Annotated in this window: 20 protein-coding genes; 12 read left to right on the top strand and 8 right to left on the bottom strand. The window is 65.1% G+C overall.

The window, feature by feature from the left end:
* Positions 1-60 precede the first annotated feature (60 nt).
* Both AWB66_RS25220 and AWB66_RS25215 read left to right on the top strand, forming a co-directional pair.
* Entirely contained in the window at positions 61-513 is a 453-nt protein-coding gene (locus tag AWB66_RS25220) for a MarR family winged helix-turn-helix transcriptional regulator (protein ID WP_087632808.1), read from the top strand.
* Positions 514-630: 117 nt separating this feature from the next.
* Positions 631-1,050 carry an organic hydroperoxide resistance protein gene (locus AWB66_RS25215; RefSeq protein ID WP_087632835.1) on the top strand — a complete coding sequence of 140 codons (420 nt, stop codon included), beginning with the start codon at positions 631-633 and terminating at the stop codon, positions 1,048-1,050.
* A 105-nt stretch (positions 1,051-1,155) separates the two neighbouring features.
* On the opposite strand, the gene AWB66_RS25210 is transcribed toward AWB66_RS25215, so the two are convergent.
* Together AWB66_RS25210 and AWB66_RS25205 are read right to left on the bottom strand one after the other, a co-directional pair.
* The gene (locus AWB66_RS25210) at positions 1,156-1,329 is read right to left on the bottom strand and encodes a DUF3563 family protein (protein WP_087632807.1); all 174 of its coding nucleotides are present in this window, start codon (positions 1,327-1,329) and stop codon (positions 1,156-1,158) included.
* Between the two features lie 135 nt (positions 1,330-1,464).
* Positions 1,465-2,622 carry an extracellular catalytic domain type 1 short-chain-length polyhydroxyalkanoate depolymerase gene (locus AWB66_RS25205; protein WP_087632806.1) on the bottom strand — a complete coding sequence of 386 codons (1,158 nt, stop codon included), beginning with the start codon at positions 2,620-2,622 and terminating at the stop codon, positions 1,465-1,467.
* 353 nt (positions 2,623-2,975) lie between these two features.
* Here AWB66_RS25205 and AWB66_RS25200 point away from each other — a divergent pair, with 353 nt between their 5' ends.
* On the top strand, positions 2,976-3,659 hold the full coding sequence (locus tag AWB66_RS25200) for a phosphatase PAP2 family protein (protein ID WP_087632805.1): 684 nt from the start codon (positions 2,976-2,978) through the stop codon (positions 3,657-3,659).
* A 21-nt stretch (positions 3,660-3,680) separates the two neighbouring features.
* Here AWB66_RS25200 and AWB66_RS25195 read toward each other — a convergent pair whose 3' ends face one another.
* Both AWB66_RS25195 and AWB66_RS25190 read right to left on the bottom strand, forming a co-directional pair.
* Positions 3,681-4,511, bottom strand: coding sequence for a TOBE domain-containing protein (locus AWB66_RS25195; RefSeq protein ID WP_087632804.1), 831 nt, complete (start codon positions 4,509-4,511; stop codon positions 3,681-3,683).
* 87 nt (positions 4,512-4,598) lie between these two features.
* A complete protein-coding gene (locus tag AWB66_RS25190; protein WP_087632803.1) occupies positions 4,599-6,074 on the bottom strand; it encodes a CHAD domain-containing protein in 1,476 nt (491 codons plus the stop codon).
* Between the two features lie 168 nt (positions 6,075-6,242).
* Here AWB66_RS25190 and AWB66_RS25185 point away from each other — a divergent pair, with 168 nt between their 5' ends.
* From AWB66_RS25185 to AWB66_RS25175, 3 genes are all read left to right on the top strand, one after another.
* Positions 6,243-7,829, top strand: a complete 1,587-nt coding sequence (locus AWB66_RS25185; protein WP_087632802.1) for an inorganic phosphate transporter — start codon at positions 6,243-6,245, stop codon at positions 7,827-7,829.
* A gap of 299 nt (positions 7,830-8,128) precedes the next feature.
* A complete protein-coding gene (locus AWB66_RS25180) occupies positions 8,129-8,287 on the top strand; it encodes a DUF3309 family protein (protein ID WP_087134915.1) in 159 nt (52 codons plus the stop codon).
* Between the two features lie 136 nt (positions 8,288-8,423).
* Positions 8,424-9,212: an SDR family NAD(P)-dependent oxidoreductase gene (locus AWB66_RS25175; protein ID WP_087632834.1), complete on the top strand. Its 789-nt coding sequence runs from the start codon at positions 8,424-8,426 to the stop codon at positions 9,210-9,212.
* 72 nt (positions 9,213-9,284) lie between these two features.
* Here the strand turns inward: AWB66_RS25175 and AWB66_RS25170 are convergent, their stop codons facing one another.
* On the bottom strand, positions 9,285-9,623 hold the full coding sequence (locus AWB66_RS25170) for a hypothetical protein (protein ID WP_087632801.1): 339 nt from the start codon (positions 9,621-9,623) through the stop codon (positions 9,285-9,287).
* A gap of 19 nt (positions 9,624-9,642) precedes the next feature.
* Positions 9,643-9,819 carry a hypothetical protein gene (locus tag AWB66_RS25165; RefSeq protein WP_235021226.1) on the bottom strand — a complete coding sequence of 59 codons (177 nt, stop codon included), beginning with the start codon at positions 9,817-9,819 and terminating at the stop codon, positions 9,643-9,645.
* 307 nt (positions 9,820-10,126) lie between these two features.
* Here AWB66_RS25165 and AWB66_RS25160 point away from each other — a divergent pair, with 307 nt between their 5' ends.
* The 3 genes from AWB66_RS25160 (at position 10,127) to AWB66_RS25150 (ending at position 11,639) form a co-directional block, all read left to right on the top strand.
* Positions 10,127-10,390: a DUF2866 domain-containing protein gene (locus AWB66_RS25160; protein ID WP_087632800.1), complete on the top strand. Its 264-nt coding sequence runs from the start codon at positions 10,127-10,129 to the stop codon at positions 10,388-10,390.
* A gap of 83 nt (positions 10,391-10,473) precedes the next feature.
* Positions 10,474-10,911: an MbcA/ParS/Xre antitoxin family protein gene (locus AWB66_RS25155; protein WP_087632799.1), complete on the top strand. Its 438-nt coding sequence runs from the start codon at positions 10,474-10,476 to the stop codon at positions 10,909-10,911.
* Positions 10,902-11,639 carry an RES family NAD+ phosphorylase gene (locus AWB66_RS25150; RefSeq protein WP_087632798.1) on the top strand — a complete coding sequence of 246 codons (738 nt, stop codon included), beginning with the start codon at positions 10,902-10,904 and terminating at the stop codon, positions 11,637-11,639. The genes AWB66_RS25155 and AWB66_RS25150 overlap by 10 nt, the downstream gene beginning before the upstream one ends.
* Before the next feature lie 9 nt (positions 11,640-11,648).
* On the opposite strand, the gene AWB66_RS25145 is transcribed toward AWB66_RS25150, so the two are convergent.
* Positions 11,649-12,956, bottom strand: coding sequence for a DNA topoisomerase IB (locus AWB66_RS25145; protein ID WP_087632797.1), 1,308 nt, complete (start codon positions 12,954-12,956; stop codon positions 11,649-11,651).
* 89 nt (positions 12,957-13,045) lie between these two features.
* Entirely contained in the window at positions 13,046-13,783 is a 738-nt protein-coding gene (locus tag AWB66_RS25140) for a metallophosphoesterase (protein ID WP_087632832.1), read from the bottom strand.
* Positions 13,784-14,071: 288 nt separating this feature from the next.
* On the opposite strand from AWB66_RS25140, the gene AWB66_RS25135 reads away from it, so the two are divergent.
* From AWB66_RS25135 to AWB66_RS25125, 3 genes are all read left to right on the top strand, one after another.
* Positions 14,072-14,731 (top strand): DUF1345 domain-containing protein, encoded by a 660-nt coding sequence (locus AWB66_RS25135; protein WP_087632796.1) that lies wholly within the window; start codon positions 14,072-14,074, stop codon positions 14,729-14,731.
* 331 nt (positions 14,732-15,062) lie between these two features.
* Positions 15,063-16,676: a glycogen synthase GlgA gene (gene glgA, locus AWB66_RS25130; protein WP_087632795.1), complete on the top strand. Its 1,614-nt coding sequence runs from the start codon at positions 15,063-15,065 to the stop codon at positions 16,674-16,676.
* 332 nt (positions 16,677-17,008) lie between these two features.
* A complete protein-coding gene (locus tag AWB66_RS25125; RefSeq protein WP_087632794.1) occupies positions 17,009-20,401 on the top strand; it encodes a maltotransferase domain-containing protein in 3,393 nt (1,130 codons plus the stop codon).
* Positions 20,402-20,874: the final 473 nt, after the last annotated feature.

Raw genomic sequence — 20,874 nt, 5'->3', positions numbered from 1 at the left:
CTTCGTGTGCGAAGGATTTCCGTACACTAACGCGATCGCCGCCGCGCCCGGACTCACGCCATGACCACGCCACAAAGCTTCCCGCTCGAACTCGACCAGCAGTTGTGCTTCGCGCTCTATTCGACTTCGCTCGCGATGACCAAAGCGTACAAGCCGCTGCTCGAAAAGCTCGATCTGACCTATCCGCAATATCTGGCGATGCTCGTGCTCTGGGAAAGCGACGACCTGACGGTCAAGGAAATCGCGACGCGCCTGAGCCTCGACTCCGCGACCATGACGCCGCTTCTGAAGCGTCTCGAAGCGCAGGGCTACGTCGAGCGGATCCGGGGCGTCGAGGACGAGCGCCAGGTCCATATCCGCCTGACGGACGCGGGTCGAACGCTGAAGCAGTCGGCACGCGAGATTCCATCGGCGATTTTTTGCGCGGCCGGTTCCGACGCCAACAGCATCCTGCAATTGCGCGACTCGCTCGTTCGCTTGCGCGCGTCGCTGAACGAATACATCGCCGACTGATAGTTTCGATCGAACACGTCGATCGAAACTATTTAATTTGTACGCTAATGATTAGCGCGTTATGTTTCTCTCCGCGGTGGCAAGAGATCGAACCGAACTCAACGAATGGAGAACCTCATGAGCATCCTCTACAAGGCAACGGCAACGAGCACGGGCGGCCGCGACGGCCGGGCGGTTTCGTCGGATGAGCAACTCGATGTGAAATTGAGTGCGCCGAAAGAGTTGGGCGGCACGGGCGCTGCGGGCACGAATCCGGAACAGTTGTTCGCCGCCGGCTACTCGGCGTGTTTCCTGAGCGCGATGAAGTTCGTCGCCGGTCAGCAAAAGCGCGCGATTCCCGCCGATACGACCGTAGCCGCCGATGTCGGCGTGGGTCCGAACAACAACGGCGGCTTCGCACTGGACGTCGAGTTGCGCATCACGCTGCCGGGCATGACCGCCGAGGAAGCGCAACAACTCGTCGATGCGGCGCATCAGGTTTGCCCGTATTCGAACGCGACGCGCAACAACGTCGAGGTGCGCGTGAAGGTGATCTGAAGCAAGTGGGAAGACTGGCGCTGCGAAGACACGGCGCCAAAAGTAAATGCCGGCTCGCGAGCCGGCATTTATGTTTGAAGCTTGCGCGCGAAAAGCGCGCTGCGCTTACTGCGCGAGCCACGACGGATGGCGCTTCGAAGCGCGGCGATCCAGCGTCTTCATGCGGTATTCGAGATCGTAAATGTCGGTGGCTTCGGCGAGATAAGCGTCGTCGCGTTCGCGATCGCGTTGGTCGGGCGTCTTGGTCATGAACAAAAACAGGCGGCTGAGCAGATACATGGTGAACCTCGAAGATTAGGGTAAATACCTATGACAGAACCAATTATAGGGTAATCCCTAGTCTAACACCAGTGTTTCGCTCTAAAACTTTGATCCTAAAGACTAATTTGCAACAAATGAAACGCCGGAGCGCCGTCAGGCAAGCAACTCGTCGCCGACGGACTGCTTGACGCGTCGCTGGTGCTTAAAAAACTCCCACATCAGCGCCGATGCATCCGGCCCCTTCGACGAATGGAAAGCCACGGTGTCGTCGCCGCCCGCCCAGGAGTGACCGAGTCCGCGCACGACGCAGGTCTTCACCACGCGCCGCCCGTTCTTGACGAAATCGCGCACGACGCCGTCCGGCAGCACTTCCTCGCGCGTCTCGCCGGCGCGGCGCGCGCCGGTTGCGTCGATAAAGCCGTTCAGCCGCAGGAACTGCGTGGCGAGCTGGTCGGCGTTGGTCGCCGACACGACCGAGTCGAGTTCGCCGTGAACGATCACGGCGGGCATGCCGGGATATTGGCGCACGTCGACGCTGGCATCGATCAACGAGACGGGATTGCTGCGGCTGCCGCGTCGCATGACGTCCATCGCGCCGATCGCGGAACTCGCTTCGCCGAAAACGACGCCCGAATGCAGCCCGACCGCCGCGAACACCGACGGATAGCGCACCGCCAGCAAAGCCGCCAGACCGGCGCCCGCCGACATCCCAGCGAGATAGACGCGCTCGCCGTCCAGCCCGTGTTGCGCAACCACCGCCTGCACGAGCGACACGACCGACGCCGCCTCACCGCCGCCGCCGGCGCTCGAATCGTCGTACCAACGCCAGCAGCGATGCGGGTGATCGTGCTTCGACTGCTCGGGGTAGAGCACGGCGAAGCCGTAGCGGTCGGCGAGCAGGTTGATGCGCGTGCCTTGGGCGAATTCGTCGGCATTCTGCTTGCAGCCGTGCAGCATCACGACGAGCGGCACGCGTGCGAGCCCGGCTCCCGGCGGCATGTAGAGCGCGTAGGAAACGTGATTGACGAAGCGGCCGGCCGTCGGCGGTGCGGAGTGGAACGAGCGTTCCCACTTGCCACGCGCCCAGGCGGACGCACGCGGCCGCACGCGCGATTCGCGCAGCGGCGGCCGGGCGCTGGTTCGCGGCGCCGGCGCGGCCTTGACCGGGCTCGGCGCTTTCGGCTTACGGACGGTCGTGGCGCGCTTTTGTTTGGCCGGCGTACGAGCCTTTGGCGCACGGGCGGGCGCGGGCTGGCCGGACATCAGGCGACGCAAGCCGCGCAGCCAGAGATTGGTGAGACTTTTGGGCATTGATGGGGCCTCCACAGCATGCAGTTGGTTCGGCTACAGCGGATACGCGTAGCAGAACTTGTGCGGTGCACAATAACATCGTTCGCGTTGGAATGCGTGGAACGGCCCGAGCCGGTGTCTTCGAGTTTTCCGCGCCCATGCGCGCTGTAACGGCACGATAACGACAAATGTCGTTATTTATGCACTGAATTTCCTGACCGTTTGGCGAATATTCGGAAATATCCGAAACACGTATACTGTGCTCGGCCATGCTTTCGCTGGTATCTTCGAGTTCCACCCGCAGCAGACCCAGCCCGATTCCCTCGCACTACCGCATTGCAGCAACCACCGTTCCACCCAAGAAAAAGAATTCGATGTCCCATCTTCCGCTTTCTTTGTGGCTGTCCATCACCGCGCTCGGAAGCGTCGGCGTGATGATTCCGCTCGGGCTCGCCACCGGCGCGTGGCTGGGCATCGGCTATCCGCGCCGGTATGCGTTCGGCTGGCTCGCCTTGCTCGGCGCTGGCTGCGGACTCGTGTTCCTGAGCAAGATCGCGTTTATCGGCTGGGGCGTGGGATTGCGCGGCTGGGATTTCACCGGCATCAGCGGTCACGCGATGGTCGCCACCGCCGTGCTTCCGGTCGCGCTGTTCGTCGCGCTGTTGCCCGCTCGCGGCGCGATTCGCGCGTCGGGCGTGGCCTTCGGGATCGTCGCGGGCGTCGTGGTTGGCGTGTCGCGCGTCGTGTTGCACGCGCATTCGGTGTCGGAAGTCGTCGCGGGCTGCGCGCTCGGCGCGGCGGTCGCGGTGGCGTTCGCGCGCCTCGCCTGGCGTGCGGAGCCGGGACGGATCGCGCCCGCGCCGGTCGCGGCGAGCCTCGCCGTCGTCGCTATCACGTTGCACGGCGTTCCCGTTCCGACGCAGCAATGGATCACGCAGATCGCGCTCGGATTGTCGGGACATGAGCGCCCGTTCGTGCGCGCGCGCTGGAAAGCCGGCCATCACGACGCGCCGATGCAACGCACCGAGATTCCCGCGCCGCAGTCGACGGCCGCGTAAACGCGCGCCCTGTCGCGCGCCTCAGCCGCCGAAACCGGCGCCGAGAATCACGCTCGATGCCTTGAAAACCGCGACCGCGTGCTGCCCCGGCGCGAGCGCGAGCGTATCGACGCTCTCGTTTGTAACGATCGCGGTGACGGTCGTCGAGTCGTCGATCGAGAGCGACACTTCCGCGTTCACCGCGCCGCGCGTCACGCGCACAACCGTTCCCTCTAACTGATTGCGCGCCGAGAGCCGCGCCCGATCGTCCGTCATCAGCATGACCCACGACGCCTTGATGAGCGCGACCGCGTCGCGGCCGGGCACGAGCCCGAGCGCTTCGGTGCTTTCGTGCGTCACGACGGCGACCACCGTCTGACCGCCCGGCAGCGCGAGTTGCACCTCGTCGTTGACGGTACCGCGCGTCACCGTCGCCACCTTGCCGGCAAGCTGGTTGCGCGCGCTCGTCCGCATGCCGATCCGGCCGATCAGTTGCCAGTTTTCCGCGAATCCCTCGATGGCCGCGCCGGCCTGTTGCAGAAACGCGCGATGCGCGCGCTCGATGGCACGAAACGTATCAATGAGACGCAGCGCCGCCGGCGTGAGGGTGGTCCCGCCGCCGCCCTTGCCGCCGCTCGCGCGCACGACGAGCGGTTCGCCGGCGAGGTTGTTCATCGCGTCGATCGCGTCCCACGCGGCCTTGTAGCTCATGCCGACCGCTTTCGCCGCGCCGGTGATCGAGCCCGTCTCGCGGATCGCGGCGAGCAGCGCGATGCGCGCCGCGCCGCCGAGCGTCTCGGCGCCGCTTCGCAGCCAGACGGAGCCGCCGACTTCGAGCGTGTCGCCGGGTTGGTGCGCTGATTTTTCGGTCATGGGTGCAGACGTGAACGGGACGCGCGGATTATATCGGCGCCGCGTCGGGCGTCCCGGTCGCGGGTCGCGGGTCGCGGGCTCGCGCGCCTAATCCGGCGATTTCAGCCGTGGGGCGTCGATCGAGCGAAGAATGCGCTCGCCTTCCGCTGCGTCCTTCGCCTCCGACACCGCCGCCCACGCACGCGCGAAGCCGCGCTGGTAGTCGCTCGCGCTCGGCAAGGCCGCGAGCCGGTCGGCGGCGACCGCGGCATCGTTCGCCTCGCCAAGAACGGACTGCAAACGAGACAGACGCCTGGCGACGGTCTTGCGCGTGCGACGCGTCGCGAGCGAGCGCAAGAATTCGAGCGCATAGCGCAGCCGCTTCGCGTGGATGCGCACGCGATGCCGCGCGTGTGCATCGAGCGTCGTGAGATCGGCGACGTCGGCGATCTTTCGATAGTGCTTGCGGATGCGCTTCTTCGCATACTTCGCGAGGTCGACGTCATCGTGCGCGCCGTGCCCGCCGTGCGCTTCGAGCCGCGCGAGCCATTCGACGAAAGCAAGCGTCAGCCGCGCGTACCGCGTCGAATGCAGCGCGGCGTCGAGCCGTTCGCGCGCGCCGATGCGCTTCGCGTCGGCGGCATCGATGGCGTTGCGCCACGACGGCGCCCCTTGCGCGTCGGCCGTCGCCCAGGCGGCGAGCGTGGTGTCGGTGAAGACGTCCCAGTCGCGCGCGTCGGCGAGCAGGTCGCCGAACCATGCCAGCTCCGGCGCGATGGTCTCGTCCCACGCGGCATCGACGCAATCGGGGAACAGTTTCAGCAAGGTCTTCAGCCGTCGTTGCGCCACGCGCAACTGGTGCACGCGTTCGACGTCGAGCGCGCGCAGCGCGCCGGCTTCGTTGCCGAACCAGTGCGCCGCGATCGACGCCGCGATGGCGACGAACGCCTCGCGGGTCGTCGATCGCCACGGCACGTCGACCTTCGATGCGTGCACGACCGGCGCGCCGGACGTGTCTGCGTCGTTCGCGTCGTTCGCGTCGGCCAGAAGGTGGAACGGCGCGGCATCGACCGCCGCGCGCGCGACGTCGAAGACCGCGCCGAGCGCGTCCGCCGCGTCGGCGGGCGCGGCGAGCGTGAGCGTCGTGCGTTCGCCATCCTGCGCCGCGAGCACCGCCAGCACGCCGCCGGCGGGCGAGTCGACGCGCCATTGCATGCGCCTCGACTCGCGCGTCGGCGAGCGCACCGGCTCGACATGCTGGAGTGCCGAAGGCGCGTCGCCGGACGCCACGAGTTCGCTCAACGCCACGCCGGCGGCGTCCCCCACCGGCCGCGCGAACTTGCGGCAGCGCGTGACGCCCGGCAGCCCCGCCTGCTTGATCTCCACGGCGTGAAGCGTGCGCGCGTCGGCGTGCTGCTCGACCGACAGACACCAGCCGGGCGCATGCGTTTCGAGTTCCTGCGCGATCACAGCCAGACGCTCCACCTCGACGCCCTTGAAAGGCGGCGCCGCTTCGAGCGCTTCGGCGAGTTCGTCGAAAGTGTTCTGCGATGCCACCAGCGCTAATTCAATCCAAGCCGTCATCGAAACCTCACGAGTTACGCGCTCGGCCGCGTCTGTTCATACAAAAACCAGTCCGGCCCAGTCATCAAGTCGACACAAAACGCATGCAACCATGACTGCGTGCCGGGGCGCGAAACGCAGCGCATCGGACCTCCCGGACTCCCCGCCACGCCCATCCAAGGACGCTCCATGCCCGATCTCGCCTTTCCCCAGCCACGAGAAGGCCGTTCAACCGGACAACGGCTCGCGTTGCTGCTGTTCCTGCTCGTTATCGCCGTGGGCGCCATCTACTGCGTCACGCATCTGCTCCACGATCTGGAAGGCGTGCAGCAGTCGTCGCTGCTTCCTTATGTCCTGCTCGGCGTGGCGTTACTGATCGCGCTCGGCTTCGAATTCGTCAACGGTTTCCACGATACCGCCAACGCCGTCGCAACGGTGATCTATACCCATTCGCTGACGCCGAATCTCGCCGTCGTCTGGTCCGGCGCGTGGAACTTCATCGGCGTGCTGATTTCGAGCGGCGCCGTCGCGTTCGGCATCCTGCAACTGCTGCCGGTCGAGCTGATCATCGGCGTGGGAAGCTCGCAGGGCTTCGCGATGGTGTTCGCGCTTCTCATCGCCGCGATCATCTGGAATCTCGGGACCTGGGCGCTCGGCCTTCCTTCTTCGAGTTCCCACACGCTGATCGGTTCAGTGATCGGCGTCGGGCTGATGAACCAGATGCTTCACGGCACCAACGGCACATCGGGCGTCGACTGGAGTCAGGCGCTCTCGGTCGGCAAATCGCTGCTGTTCTCGCCGATCATCGGCTTCGTGCTTGCGGGCTTTCTGCTCTACGTGCTGAAACTCGTCGTGCGCGTGCCGGCGCTCTACAAGGAGCCGGAAAAGAACCAGCCGCCGCCGTTCTGGATTCGCTGCCTGCTGATCCTCACGTGCACGGGCGTGTCGTTCGCGCACGGCTCCAACGACGGCCAGAAGGGCATGGGCCTCATCATGCTGATCCTGATCGGCACGGTGCCGACCGCCTACGCGCTCAACAAGGCCGTGAACGCCGGCGAAACGCAGACGTTCCTCTCGGTCAGCCATCACGCCTCCGAAGTGCTGCGGAAATACACGAATGGCGCGGCGCCCGCCGCCGATCCGCGCGCCGCCGTCGAACACTACGTGCAGACGAAGACGCTCGCGCCGGACACGGTGATCGCCGTGAAGCAGGTCGTCGACATCATCGATTCGCAAGTGCGGCCAAACGGCGCGATCTCGGCGCTTCCGCAGGGCATCGTGAACAACGTGCGCAACAACATGTACATCGCGTCGGAAGCGCTGCGCGTGATGGCGAAACAGAAGGCGCCCGCGTTTTCCGCCGACGACGACGCCGTCCTCGGCAACTACAAAAGCCAGATCGATCACGCGACCAAGTTCATCCCGACGTGGGTCAAGGTCGCCGTGGCGGTCGCGCTCGGACTCGGGACGATGGTCGGCTGGAAGCGCATCGTCGTGACGGTCGGCGAGCGTATCGGCAAGACGCATCTGACCTATGGACAGGGCGCGTCGGCGGAACTCGTCGCGATGCTGACGATCGGCGCCGCCGACGTATACGGCCTGCCCGTCAGCACGACGCATGTGCTCTCGTCGGGCGTCGCCGGAACGATGGCCGCCAACGGCTCCGGCCTGCAATGGCGCACCGTGCGCAGTCTCGCGCTGGCGTGGGTCCTGACGCTGCCCGTCTCGATCGCGCTCGCGGGCGCGCTCTTCTGGGCATTTCGCGGCTTGTTCTGAGGAATCCGCGCGGCATAGCAAGCCGACATGGCCCCTACAAAACGCCGGCAGAACTGTGCAAGTTTTGCCGAACCTGCTCGCCCGCCGACACTTCGCCGCGCCCGCGCACGCGGCGTTCTCCCTTTTGCCACAAGGCTTTCGCTCCTTTGGCATGGGCCTTGCTCAAAGCTCACCGTCGATCGCAAAACACAGGGATTCGCGGCGGCTTGACATCTGCCGCGTGGCACGCCGTTATTCGCTTTTTGAACCAGCGTGCATTCCCATCCAAAGCCGCGATCTTTGTATAAGGAGAAGTCGACATGACGATCGGAACCATCTTGCTGATCATCCTGATCCTGTTGTTGGTCGGGGCCATTCCTTCCTGGCCGCACAGCCGTAGCTGGGGCTACGGTCCGAGCGGCATCCTCGGCGTCGTGCTGGTTGTAGTGATCGTCCTCCTGTTGATGGGACGTTTATAAGAACGTTCTTTACACACGTCTGATGCGCTCTGCATTGCACGCGGAACGGTGCTAAGTTTCCGAACTGGCTCGTTCTACACGAAACGGTTGACGGGCATCTCGCTCGTCAACCGTTCTTTTTTGGAGGATGGAATCGATGAAGCTGAATCTCGACGACAAGCTCGCCCTCGTCTCCGGATCGACGAAGGGGATCGGCTACGCGATCGCAGCCGGGCTCGCACAGGAAGGCGCGCGCGTGATCGTGAACGGCCGCACGCAGAAGTCCGTCGACGATGCGCTCGCGAAGTTGCGAGAGGCCGTGCCCGGCGCGAAGGCCGAAGGTTTCGCGGGCGATCTGGCGGAGCGCGCGCAGGTGGATGCGATCGCCGCGCGCTTTCCGGCCGTCGACATCCTCGTGAACAACCTGGGCATCTTCGATCCGAAGCCGTTCGAGGAGATTCCCGACGAAGACTGGCAGCGTTTCTTCGACACCAACGTGATGTCCGGCGTGCGGCTCACGCGCGCGTACCTGCCGAAGATGAAGGAGAAGAACTGGGGGCGCGTGGTGTTCATCAGCAGCGAGAGCGGCGTCCAGATTCCGGTCGAGATGATTCACTACGGCGTGACGAAGACGGCGCAACTCGCGCTTTCGCGAGGGCTCGCGGAGACGTGCGCGGGCACGGGCGTGACGGTCAACGCGGTGCTGCCGGGACCGACGCGCTCGGACGGCGTCGAGGAATTCGTCGACAAGCTGAGCGGCGGGAAATCGTTCGACGAGGTCGAGCACGAGTTCTTCGAAACGGCGCGTCCGAGTTCGCTCATCAAGCGGTTTGCGCAGCCCGAAGAAGTGGCGAATCTGGTGGTTTATGTGTGCTCAGAAGCGTCGTCGGCGACGACGGGCGCGGCGTTGCGCGTGGATGGCGGCGTCGTGCGATCCGCCTTCTGAGAGCGCGTTCGACATGCAAAAAGGGCGCTCTCGGAAGCGCCCTTCTGTCATGCGATGAAAGCGCGAGGCACTTCAGCCGCCCGAATAACCGACTCGCATCACTTGCCCGTCCGGCCCGATCTTGCGCGGCAGGTTCATCAGCGGATCGACCTGCCTCGGCGCCGGTTTCACGCGCGGCGCGGGAACGGCTTGCGACGGCGATTGCGCGACCGAAGTCTTGTCGGCGACTTTCTTCACCGACGTCACGTTCTTGTGCTTCTTTTTCGCCTGCACCGGCACGACGCCGCGCGTCTTTGCCTTGCCCTTCACGGTTTGCGCTTCGGGCGGATTCCAGACTTCGGTGTAACGCTCGGCAGCCAGCACGCTCGACGATAACGTCAACAGCAAAACAGTGAGGAATACGGGCTTCAAGACAGTCGCTCCAAATTGATTAGTGATCCGCAGCGCGCGAAAGTATAGCGTCGAGCGTGCGCTCGGACGTCTCCAGTTCCTGTAGCGCGGCATCCAGACGTTTCAACGCCCGCGCCACCGAACGACCGCCGCGTGCGAGATCGGGCTCGCCGCGCGTGGCGTCGAATGCAGCCGATACGGCTCGGGTCGCGCGCATGAAGCGCTCGAACGCTGCAGCTTCGGAAGTGCCATTGCGAGCATTGATCATTCGATGTGCCTCCGATCGTCTTTCCGGCGATTTAAGCTGTATGAATATACAGTAACCCGTGCCGGTGGCAAAGCCTGATGAAAAAGGCGTCGCAAAAATGCCAAACGTTTTCGTCCGACAATTCGCCCGCGCTTAAGTCGCTCTTAATTCTCGGACGCCACACTCAACCTCGCGGTTATGTCCGCCGCCGCGCAGCCCGCGCGGCTTCCCTGTCCGGCCCGTGGCGGACGCGCATCAACGTGAGTGAGGACGGATCATGTCTGCCAACGCATCGTTTCGCAATCTCGCATCGGAAATGAAATCCCAGCACGCGCTGGCGCTTCACGAGTGCCGTCTGTCGGCGCCATTCGATCAGCCTTGGGGGCCTTCGTACCGCCTCGTCGAATGGGTCGTGAAAAACGATCCGTGCATCCAGCGCCGCGCCGTCCCCGCTGACTGCACGACCTCCGACATCGCCGAAGTCCTGCGAAGCCACGTGCCCGGACGACGCTACGGTCCCGCAGACGGCGACGCAGAGTAACCCGCCGGATACTTGACAAAGCGCTTGACCCAATCCATATATGGACTATTATAAAAATCAAGTTCAAATGGAGACTCACTCACATGAGCAACGCCGCCCGCGCAACGCCAGCGGACCCGGGGCTAGCCACACCGCGACCGATGCCTCGCCTGGGTGATATGTCGGCGGCCGGTCTGCGAGCGTTTTTCAATATCGCCCGCGACTGGTCGCTTTCCACCGACGAGCAGATCGTCCTGCTGGGGTCGCCCGCCCGCTCGACGTTCTTCAAATGGAAATCGCAGCCGCAGAACGCGCGCCTCGGTCGCGACGTGCTCGAACGTCTTTCGCTGATTCTCGGCATCTACAAGGCGCTGCAGATTCTGCTGCCCAACGCCGACGCCGCCGATACCTGGATCAAACGTCCCAACAGCGCGTCGCCGTTCGGCGGCCGTCCGGCGCTCGAGCGCATGCTGGCGGGCAATGTGAGCGATCTCGTCGCGGTCCGGCAGTATCTCGATGCCATGCGAGGCGGATGGGCGTGACCGAAAGAGCAAGTGCCGCAACGCCGGACTGGCGCGCGACCTGGCCGCACGGCGAACTCGACTGGTCGCCGGCCTATCGCGTGATTCCCACCCGCTTTCCCGCCGTGAACCTGTTCGACCGCGTGGCGTCGCCCGGCGATTTCGATGCGCTCTACGCGCTCGAAGCGATGACCAACGACCGTCTGCGCACCGAGGTCGGCGAACTCGATCTCGTGCCGCCGGAAGAGCGCTGCTTCGGGCCGGGCTGCGGCCCGATCATGGCCGCGTTCACGCATCTGAATCCGAACGGCAGCCGCTTCTCCGACGGCAGTTACGGCGTGTTTTATTGCGCGCGCAGCCGGCAGACGGCGATCGCGGAAACGCGTTATCACTCGACGCTCTTTCTCGCCGCGACGAACGAAGCGCCGCTGCGCCAGCAGATGCGTCTTTACACGGTGATCGCGCAAGGCGAAGTGGTGGATTTGCGGGGCGCGCGCCTGAAGGACTCGGCGCTCGATCCGCGCATCCTCGATCCCGACGATTACGGCCCCGGCAAGGCGCTCGGGCGCGCGGCGCGCAAGGCGGGCGCGCCGGGAATCGCGTATCCGTCGGTGCGGGACGCAGAAGGCGAATGCCTCGCCGCCTTCCGCGCGACGATGCTGCGCGACTGCCGGCATGCCGCGCATCTCGAATACAACTGGAACGGCGAAACGATCGATTATGTGCTAGAGACGAGCCAGGTCGGCTGATGGATTTGGTCAGCCGATCGCGACCGCCGTAGGCGAGCGCGTGCGCGCCAGTTTCTTCGCGGCGGGCCGCGCGGCCTTCGGCGCGCCTTTCTTCCCCACGGTCCCAAGCGCCTGTGCCGCGGCATCCTTGCCGCTGTTCTTCAGCGCCCCGGCCCGCGCCTTCCTGCTCGACTTCGCCAGCAGCCCGGTGAGCCGCGCATCGCTCGCCTCCGCACCGTTCTTGCCCTTGCGGGCCGCCTCGCGCGCACGGCGCTTCGTATCCTTTTCGAGAAAGATCGCCAGCGCGGCTTCGTCCGTCTTGAGACCGTGACGGCGCGACGCGGGCAGCGCGTCGGCGAGTTCGCCTGCCTCGAAAGCCTCGATCACCGCCGGATGCACGTAACACTTGCGGCACACGGCGGGCGTGTTGCGCAGCAGCTTCGACACCTCCTTGATCGTGCCGACCACGTGCTTGCGCGCCTCCGTCACCGTCTCCCACGTGAGCCGCCGCAGCGCGGCGAGCGCGAACACGCTGCCCGCCCACGTGCGATAGTCCTTCGCGGTGAAATCCGCGCCCGTGACTTCGCGCAGATAGTCGTTGATGTCGGACGACGTGACGGCATGGCGCGCGCCGTCCGCATCGAGATACTGGAACAGATCCTGTCCCGCGAGATCCATGCAGCGCCTGACGATCTTCGCGACGCGCCGGTCGCTCACTGGCACGTCATGTTCGATCCCGCTCTTGCCGCGAAACTGGAAGCGCAGCGTGCCGGCGGTCACTTTCAGATGTTTCTTGCGCAGCGTCGTCAGGCCGTAGGAGCGGTTCTCACGCGCGTATTCCTCGCTGCCGACGCGGATCAGCGTCGTGTCGAGCAGACGCACGACCGTGGCGAGCACCTTGTCGCGCGGCATGCCGTCGAGGGCGAGATCGCGGGCCACGCGCGCCCGCAGCTTCGGCAGCACCGCGCCGAACGCGAGCATGCGCTCGTACTTGTTGGCGTCGCGCGTTTCGCGCCATTGCGGGTGATAGCGATACTGCTTGCGGCCCCGCGCATCGCGGCCCGTCGCCTGGAGATGGCCGCGCGCGTCGGGACAGATCCAGACGTTGATATAAGCGGGCGGAATCGCGAGCGCGTTGATGCGGCGGATTTCCGCCGGGTCGTCGATGCGCTTGCCTTGCGTGTTGAAGTACGCGAACGCGCCGTCGGTCCATTCGCGCGTATAGCCGGGCCGCGAATCATCGACGTAGCGAAGGCCGGGCGGCAGGTCTTCCGGACAGCCTTGCACGCCGCCGTTGCCGCTGGAACTGGATGGGTTGTCTCGTGTCGTGCCGGTCACCGCGCGCCTCGTTGTCCGTTTGGATTCGAGACGCAACGAGCAAAGCCTGTGCCGCCGCTGCGGCGGCGCTTCCGGACGCTTCGGGCTTTTCAGGGCAGCGCGAGTTCCCGCGCGCCTTCGGACGCGGCCCAGCGCTCCTTCACCGACCAGCGCCGGTCGGAACCCGGCTCGACGATCGTCAGGCGGCCATCCGAGGAAAATGCGCCGGTATCGATATAGACCTGCGAGCCGATCGTCCTGACGTTGCGCGTCGGCGTATGGCCGCAATAGGTGAGCGACAGGCCGGCCTGGCGCGACGGATCGGCGCTGCCGAGCGCGAGGCCGCGGCCCCACAGCAGCGTATTGCGGATTTCGCCGGGGAATTCCGCGACTTCGAGATCGGCGTCGGAACCGAAGAATTCGCCGTGCAGCACGTTGAAGCGCTCCGCGCCATCACCGACGATGCGCACGAGCGGCAGCACCGACAACCGCGCGGCAAGCTCCGACAGTTGATCGTCGGCGAGGGTTTCGGCCCACGCGCCGCCGATCGAATACCACGCCTGACGGCGCATCCTGCCCGACGCAACCGCAATCAGCGCATCCTCGTGGTTGCCGAGGACAGGAAAGAACCACGGCTTGTCGATCAGATTGATCGCGGCGAGCGAATCCGTGCCACGGTCGATCAGGTCGCCGACCGAAAACAGGCGGTCGCGCGCGCCGTCGAAACCGATTTCGGTGAGCAGATAGCGCAGGGCATCGACGCAGCCATGCAGGTCGCCGACCACGAAGTCGCGACCGAGCTTGTTGGCCGGATGCCAGCGAACGGCAGGATGAGTAGGAGCATTCATGCGAATGATCTTAACGCCGCAAAACGCCAGCATGTGCGCGTTTGGACTCTTTCGCAACGCGAATTTCGACGCGACTTTTTGCCGGAGACAGCACCGGCTTTCGGTAATCGGTTGCTTTCGAGTAAAACATGCCACGAAAAGGGCGTCATTCAGGGAAACCGTGAATTTATTGCGATACGACACGCCTTTTCGTATTCCGATATTACCACTGCGCTTCCGGAGCATTCGTGCAGCGCTTTGAAAGGCATCTGGACAATAATCCGCTGGCTTCGTCCCACTCTCGAAAACATGAACCTGATCCCGACCGTCTTCCGTTACCGTCCGCGCGCGCTGATCGCCCTTCTCATCGGCGTCGTCGCGGCGATCCTCGCGCCGCTGCCCGGCTCGGCCATCGTCCGCACGCTGCTCGGCTGGGACACGGCGGTCTGGCTCTATCTGATCCTGATCTGGGTGAAGATGGCGCGCGCGCAGCAGGAGCAGGTTCAGGAACTCGCCGAGCGCGAGGACGAAAACGCGGCCGCCGTGCTGATCATCGTGAGTCTCGCGGCGATTGCGAGCATCGTGGCGATCGTCGTCGAACTGTCGGCGGCGAAGAACGTGAGCGTCGCCATCGCGGCCGAGCACTACGCGCTCACCGGCGCGACGATGCTCGGCGCGTGGTTCCTCATCCCGACGATGTTCACGCTCCACTACGCGCGCCACTATTACCAGTCCGACGACAACGACACCGCCCTCGCCTTTCCCGACCGTCAACTGAAGCCCGGCTACTGGGATTTCCTGTACTTCTCGTTCACGATCGCAGTCGCCTCGCAGACCGCCGACGTCTCGCTGCGCTCCACCGAAGTGCGGCGCACCGCGCTTGCGCAATCGGTCCTGTCGTTCTTCTTCAATGTCGCCGTGCTGGGCTTAAGCGTCAACATCGCGGCGAGCCTCGTCGGCGGCAACTGACGGCGTTCGCAACGTCACTGTCACATCCGCGCCCTAAGCTCATTTCGACAAGACTTCGGAAGAGCATCCCGCAGGGCACCGTGTAAAAAGGCGGCGGCCGCCGCAGTCAGTTTTACACGCCGGGCGAACGGCCATTTTCGCGATCCGCTTAACAGCGCGCGGCGCCGTCCACTTTCCGCAGTTCAATCGAGCGTGTGCCGCGTGGCACACGCCTTGCTCTATAGAGTCCCGCCAAACCAAAAACAACCTGATGAAGCGCCGCGAACGTGCGGTCTGGAACTGTCCGGATACGCCATCGACGGGCTTCCTCTCTCGATCCGGGAGCCGAATTTTGTCCTTGAATGTTCTGCTTGTCGCCTCAGAAGCCGTCCCGCTCGCGAAGACCGGAGGCCTGGGCGATATGGTGAGCGCCTACGCCGCCGCGCTTCGCGAGGCGGGCGTCGATGCCACGATCCTGATGCCGGCTTACCCCGGCGCGATCGCCACGGCGGAAGGTCTGCACAAGGTTTGCGCGTTGCCGGGCCTTCCCGGTGGCGACGCTGCGCTGTTGCGAGGCAGGATGCCCGATACCGGTGTGCCGCTCCTCCTCGTGCGCAACGACGCGCTTTATGCGCGCACCGGCCTCTATCAAGACGAACACGGACGCGACTACACCGACAACGCCGTGCGTTTCGCCGCGTTGTCGACGGCTGCGGTGCGCATCGCGCAAGGCCTGCGCGGCGTGAAGAAGCCGCACGTCGTTCACGCGCACGACTGGCACTCCGGCCTCACGCCGCTCCTGATGAAGCACGCGGGCGTGCAGGCGAAGAGCGTCTTCACGATCCACAATCTCGCGTTCCAGGGCAACTACGCGCTCTCGCTCGGCGCGTCGCTCGGCGTGCCGGCGCCGTGGCTCGGGCCGGCGCTCGCCGAACCTAAGAGCATCGAGTTCTACGGCGCGCTGAGTCTGATGAAAGCGGGCATCGTCCACGCCGATTCGGTCACGACCGTGAGCGAAACCTACGCGCGCGAAATCCTCACGCCGCGCTTCGGGCACCTGATGGAAGGCGTGCTGCAAAGCTGCGCGGACAAACTTATTGGCGTCACCAACGGCATCGACGAAAAGACGTGGAATCCGGCCACCGATCCGCTGATCGCCCGCAATTATTCCTTCGACGACATGCGCGGCAAGCACGCCTGCAAGCGCGCGCTGCAGCAGATGTTCGGCCTGCCCGCCGATCCGTTCGCGCCGCTCGTCGCCATCGGCAGCCGGATGACGGGGCAAAAGCTCGCGGATGTGGTCGTCGAAGCCATTCCGCAATTGCTCGACAGGCACGCGCGTCTGCAGATCGCCGTGATCGGCAAGGGCGAAGCGTATATCGAACAGGGCTTCCGGCGGCTCGCGCAGGACTGGCCGGACCGCGTCGGCGTGCATATCGGCTATGACGAACGGCGCGCGCACGCGCTGCACGCGGGCGCCGACATCCTGCTGCACGGCAGCCGCTTCGAGCCCTGCGGCCTCACGCAGATCTACGCGATGCGCTACGGCACGGTGCCGGTGGCATCGCGCGTGGGCGGCCTCGCGGACACCATCGTCGACGCGGCCGACCTCTCTCTCGCGATGCCGCGCGAAGCCACTTACGACGCGCCCGTCGCGTACCCTCAAAACGCCGCACCGACGGGCTTCCTGTTCGACGGCGAGACGGCTCACGATGTGATCGCGGGCGCAACCCGGGCAATCGATGCCTTCATGCGGCCCCAACATTGGCGCACACTGCAACGCAACGCGATGTCGCGGGACTTCGGCTGGGCGCAGCCGGTCGCGCGATTCGTCGGACTGTATGCCGGGCTCGCCGGTGCCAGTGCGGCGAAGTCCGCGCTCGGTGTGCGGTCCGGACCTGCCCGGCCGGAACGCGCGCAACCCGCGACCGGCGTGTCCGCCGAGCGCGTCGCGCGCAGTGCCTGATCTTTCGTCTGAAAAAGAGCGCGGCTTTTCAGAAAACCGCCTGAACGAGCCGCCCGAAAACGGGCGGCTCGGCACTATCGCCGGCTCGCCGCCGGGTGCGGCACGCTACATGCTGCATCGGCCCGTGCGACCCTGGCGCCGCAACGAATGGCGTATCGCTCGAACGCGGTGCTCGCCGCATGCGTGACCCCGGAAAGGTGATGCTCCAAACACTCTGAGGCTCGTCTGCGGCAGCCGTCCGATGCGGATTGGCTCTTTGCCGCCCGTGAGCGTGATCGCGATTGTTGACCCGCATCCCCGCCACCGCAGGACGACTCTGGAAAAGACGAACGATGGAAAACCATCCCGCCCATCATGCGTACGCGCCGCGTATTTATTTCATCGACCCGCTGCTCGTCGGACCGCTTGCGCGATGGCCCGCTCACTTCGAGCACGCGGCCGCCCTCGGCTTCGACCACGTCCTGATCGGCTCGCCGTTCATGCCCGGCGCGAACGGGCACGGTCAGACCGTCTCGGATCATCACCGTCTGCATGCCGTCTTCGAATCCGATACGAGCGCAAGCGACGGCCTCGCGCGACTCGCCGCCGGGGCGAAGCAGCACGGCCTGACGCTGCTCGTGGATATCGTGATCGACCGGGTGAGCAGCGACGGCGGCCTCTATCACGAGAACAAGCACTGGTTCCAGCCGTTCGAGAGTGCCGAGGCGCGGCTCGATCCGCGTCATCCGCCGCGCGAGGAGAACGTCGCCCACGCGAATTTCAGTGACGGCGAAGCCGCGCATCAGCTCACCGAATGGTGGGCGCGCGAACTCCTGCTGCTCGCCGACGCCGGTATCGGCGGGTTTCGCTTCGACGCGCCGCACAAGGTGCCCGCGCATGTCTGGCGGCGGCTCGGCGCGGCGGTGCGGGAGCGGCATCCGGACACGAAATGGCTCGCGTGGACGGTCGGCATCAGCCGGCACGATCTGCACGGCCTGACGGACGCGGGCTTCGACGCCGTGTTTTCGTCGTCGCGCTGGTGGGATTTCAGGAGCGCATGGCTCGTCGACGAACACGCCGCGCTGTCGCACGTCGCGCCGCCGATCGCGTTTCCCGAAGAGCCTTACGGTGCGCGCCTTTTGTCCGACCTGCCCGACACGGGCGACACGGCGCTCGTCGAGCGCGCGTACCGCCGCGCGCTCTTCACGGCGACCGCGATCGGCACCGGCCTGCTCCTACCGATGGGGTTCGAATACGGCGTCGGACTGCCGATGTCGTACCAGTACGGCGTCGCGGCCGAGTTCGAGCGTGCGCGCGAACAGGCGCGCTTCGATCTGTCGAAGGACATCGCGCGCGCGAACGCGTTGCAGCGTGATGTCCCGACGCTCGCGACCGTCGGCGAAATGCGCGCGCTGACGGGCGCCGGCACGCCGTTCGCGGCGCTCGTGCGCGCGAACGGGCCGGATCTGCGTCTCGCCAATGCCGCCGCGCTGATCGTCGTCAATCCCGATCTTCACTCGCCGGTGTACGTCGATCCGCTGCATCTTCTCGAAGCGGTGCCGGGCAGCTTTACGCGCTTCGCACCGCTCGGCGAAACCGGCGCGACGCAGGCGCGTCTCGCCCCGTTCACGCTCGCTGCGGGCGAGACCCGGCTCTTTCGCGCCGCCGCCGAGCCGTTCGTGCTGCTCGCGCAGCCGCAGGTCAAGCGCGGCTCGAAGGCCGCCGACAAGAAGTCCGTCACCGAGGCCGTTTCCGCGCCGCGCGTCGCCATCGAGAGCGTGACGCCCTCGGTCGATCACGGGCGTTTTCCGGCGAAGCGCATCGTCGGCGAGGCGGTCGAGGTGCAGGCGGCGATTTTTGCCGAAGGTCACGACAAGATCGCGGCGGCCGTCCAATGGCGCGCCGCCGACGAAACCGACTGGCACGAAACGCCGATGGCACTCGTGCAGCCGCTCGGCCGCGATCTCTGGACGGCGCGGATTCCGCTCGATCGCGTCGGGCGTCACGAATTCACGGTGATCGCGTGGCGTGACGACTTCGCGTCGCTCGTCGATCACATGCAGAAGAAGCTGAACGCCGGGCAGACGGTCGAACTGGAGATCGAAGAGGCGCGGCATCTGTTCGCGCTGATCCTCGCCGAAGTGCAGACCGCCGAGGGCGCCTCGACCGAGCCGCTCGAAAGTCTCGTCAAGGAGTTCACGAAGGCGGCGCCCGAGCGCAAGCTCGAAATCGTGCTCGGCGCCGAAACCGCGAAGGCGATCGCCGCCGCGCGCCATCGGCCGTTTCTCTCGCGCGATCCGGTGACTTACCGCGTCGACGCGGAACGGGCGGCCGCGCGCTTCGCGAGCTGGTACGAGATCTTCCCGCGTTCGATGAGCGACGACGAAAGCCGCCACGGCACGTTCGTCGACGTGATCGGAAAGATGCCGCGCATCCGCGCGATGGGATTCGACGTGCTGTACTTCCCGCCGATCAACCCGATCGGCGTCGCGAATCGCAAGGGCAAGAACAACTCGCTGACGGCGCAGCCGGGCGATGTCGGCAGCCCGTATGCGATCGGCGGCAAGGAAGGCGGGCATACGGCCGTTCATCCGGAACTCGGCACGCTCGACGACTTCAAGCAGATGCTGGAAAGCGCGCACGCGCATGGCCTCGAAATCGCGCTCGATTTCGCGGTGCAGTGCTCGCCGGACCATCCGTGGCTGCAGGAGCATCCGACGTGGTTCGCCTGGCGGCCCGACGGCACGCTGCGTTACGCGGAGAATCCGCCGAAGAAGTATCAGGACATCGTGAATCCGGACTTCTACGCGAAGGATGCGAAGCCCGAGTTGTGGACGTCCTTGCGCGACGTGTTCCTGTTCTGGGTCGCGGCGGGCGTGAAGATTTTCCGCGTCGACAATCCGCACACCAAGCCGTTTCCGTTCTGGGAGTGGGCGATCAACGACGTGCGCGCGCGGCATCCCGATGTGATCTTCCTGGCGGAAGCGTTCACGCGGCCGCGCGTGATGAACCGGCTGGCGAAGCTCGGGTTCTCGCAGTCGTACACGTACTTCACGTGGCGCGAATCGAAGCGCGATTTCATCGAGTACATGCACGATCTCACGCAGACCGACGCCCGCGAATTCTTCCGCCCGAACTTCTTCGTCAATACGCCGGACATCAATCCGCGCTTCCTTCAGCGTTCGGGGCGCGCGGGGTTCGTGATCCGCGCGGCGCTTGCGGCGACGTTGTCGGGACTGTGGGGCGTCTATAGTGGCTTCGAACTGTGTGAAGCCGCGGCGCTGCCGAACAGCGAAGAGTATCTCGACTCCGAGAAGTATCAGTTGCGTGCGTGGGACTGGAACCGGCCGGGGAACATCGTCGGAGAGATTACGGCGCTCAATCGCGTGCGGCGGGCGAATCCCGCCTTGCAGACGCACCTGGGCGTGAACTTCCTGCCGGCGCATAACGACCAGATTCTGTTCTTCGAGAAGTCGAATGCGTCGGGCGATAACGTCGTGCTCGTCGCCATCAATCTCGATCCGTTCAACGAGCAAGGGGCCGACATCGAATTGCCGTGGCAGACGCTCGAACGCTGGGGCGTGCACGAGTGGGACGCGCTCGCGGTCGAGGATCAGATCACCGGGCAGCGATTCGAATGGCGCGGGCGGCGGCAGCACGTTCGGCTTGATCCGAATTCGTTGCCGTTTGCTATTTGGCGCATCGCGCCGGTTTGGGGCTTGCCGAAGCCTTCGGTTGAACTGTGAGGGCGCTGGCGCTTGGGGTGGGTTGTTCGTTTAGTGCTTGTGCGGTTCTGTCGTTGAACTTGATTTCGCGTCGGTCTGTTAGCTCTGCCCCTGTCCGGGGCGGGACTTACTTTCTTTGCTGCTGCAAAGAAAGTAAGCAAAGAAAGCAGCTTTTCTGGCAGCAGTCGCAGAGAGTCAACGCCTTTGAAGTACTGAGTGGACATACCGCCTAAGTGTCGCCCTCAAGGGTCTTAAGCGGCTTGGTGCGATTAACCACTGTGTCATCGTGCAGCGAATACAACGGTACAGCAATCATTCATCCGTCTTCGCTTCGCTCTGACGTCAGGCAGTTCAGGTCGCGGTTTCAAGGTTTGCGGTGATCGTGACGGACCGACGTTTTTGGTGTTCCTATCGTCCAAGCGAAGCGCGGACGGGTGGATGATGGCCTTACCACGTAGTGGGCTGTGCGAGGACACAGTGGTTAATCGCACCAA

It is taken from the genome of Caballeronia telluris (assembly GCF_001544495.1).
GTDB lineage: Bacteria > Pseudomonadota > Gammaproteobacteria > Burkholderiales > Burkholderiaceae > Caballeronia > Caballeronia telluris.
This window is presented reverse-complemented; position numbering and strand designations above follow the sequence as displayed.

Bases quoted from the DNA above. Each gene is read 5' to 3' on its own strand.
- AWB66_RS25155 (WP_087632799.1), top strand. From the start codon at position 10,474: ATGAGCAACGCCGCCCGCGCAACGCCAGCGGACCCGGGGCTAGCCACA.
- AWB66_RS25125 (WP_087632794.1), top strand. From the start codon at position 17,009: ATGGAAAACCATCCCGCCCATCATGCGTACGCGCCGCGTATTTATTTC.
- AWB66_RS25210 (WP_087632807.1), bottom strand. From the start codon at position 1,329: ATGTATCTGCTCAGCCGCCTGTTTTTGTTCATGACCAAGACGCCCGAC.
- AWB66_RS25215 (WP_087632835.1), top strand. From the start codon at position 631: ATGAGCATCCTCTACAAGGCAACGGCAACGAGCACGGGCGGCCGCGAC.
- AWB66_RS25180 (WP_087134915.1), top strand. From the start codon at position 8,129: ATGACGATCGGAACCATCTTGCTGATCATCCTGATCCTGTTGTTGGTC.
- AWB66_RS25140 (WP_087632832.1), bottom strand. From the start codon at position 13,783: ATGAATGCTCCTACTCATCCTGCCGTTCGCTGGCATCCGGCCAACAAG.
- AWB66_RS25220 (WP_087632808.1), top strand. From the start codon at position 61: ATGACCACGCCACAAAGCTTCCCGCTCGAACTCGACCAGCAGTTGTGC.
- AWB66_RS25195 (WP_087632804.1), bottom strand. From the start codon at position 4,511: ATGACCGAAAAATCAGCGCACCAACCCGGCGACACGCTCGAAGTCGGC.
- AWB66_RS25165 (WP_235021226.1), bottom strand. From the start codon at position 9,819: ATGCGCGCGACCCGAGCCGTATCGGCTGCATTCGACGCCACGCGCGGC.
- AWB66_RS25200 (WP_087632805.1), top strand. From the start codon at position 2,976: ATGTCCCATCTTCCGCTTTCTTTGTGGCTGTCCATCACCGCGCTCGGA.
- AWB66_RS25150 (WP_087632798.1), top strand. From the start codon at position 10,902: ATGGGCGTGACCGAAAGAGCAAGTGCCGCAACGCCGGACTGGCGCGCG.
- AWB66_RS25185 (WP_087632802.1), top strand. From the start codon at position 6,243: ATGCCCGATCTCGCCTTTCCCCAGCCACGAGAAGGCCGTTCAACCGGA.
- AWB66_RS25135 (WP_087632796.1), top strand. From the start codon at position 14,072: ATGAACCTGATCCCGACCGTCTTCCGTTACCGTCCGCGCGCGCTGATC.
- AWB66_RS25175 (WP_087632834.1), top strand. From the start codon at position 8,424: ATGAAGCTGAATCTCGACGACAAGCTCGCCCTCGTCTCCGGATCGACG.
- AWB66_RS25205 (WP_087632806.1), bottom strand. From the start codon at position 2,622: ATGCCCAAAAGTCTCACCAATCTCTGGCTGCGCGGCTTGCGTCGCCTG.
- AWB66_RS25190 (WP_087632803.1), bottom strand. From the start codon at position 6,074: ATGACGGCTTGGATTGAATTAGCGCTGGTGGCATCGCAGAACACTTTC.
- AWB66_RS25160 (WP_087632800.1), top strand. From the start codon at position 10,127: ATGTCTGCCAACGCATCGTTTCGCAATCTCGCATCGGAAATGAAATCC.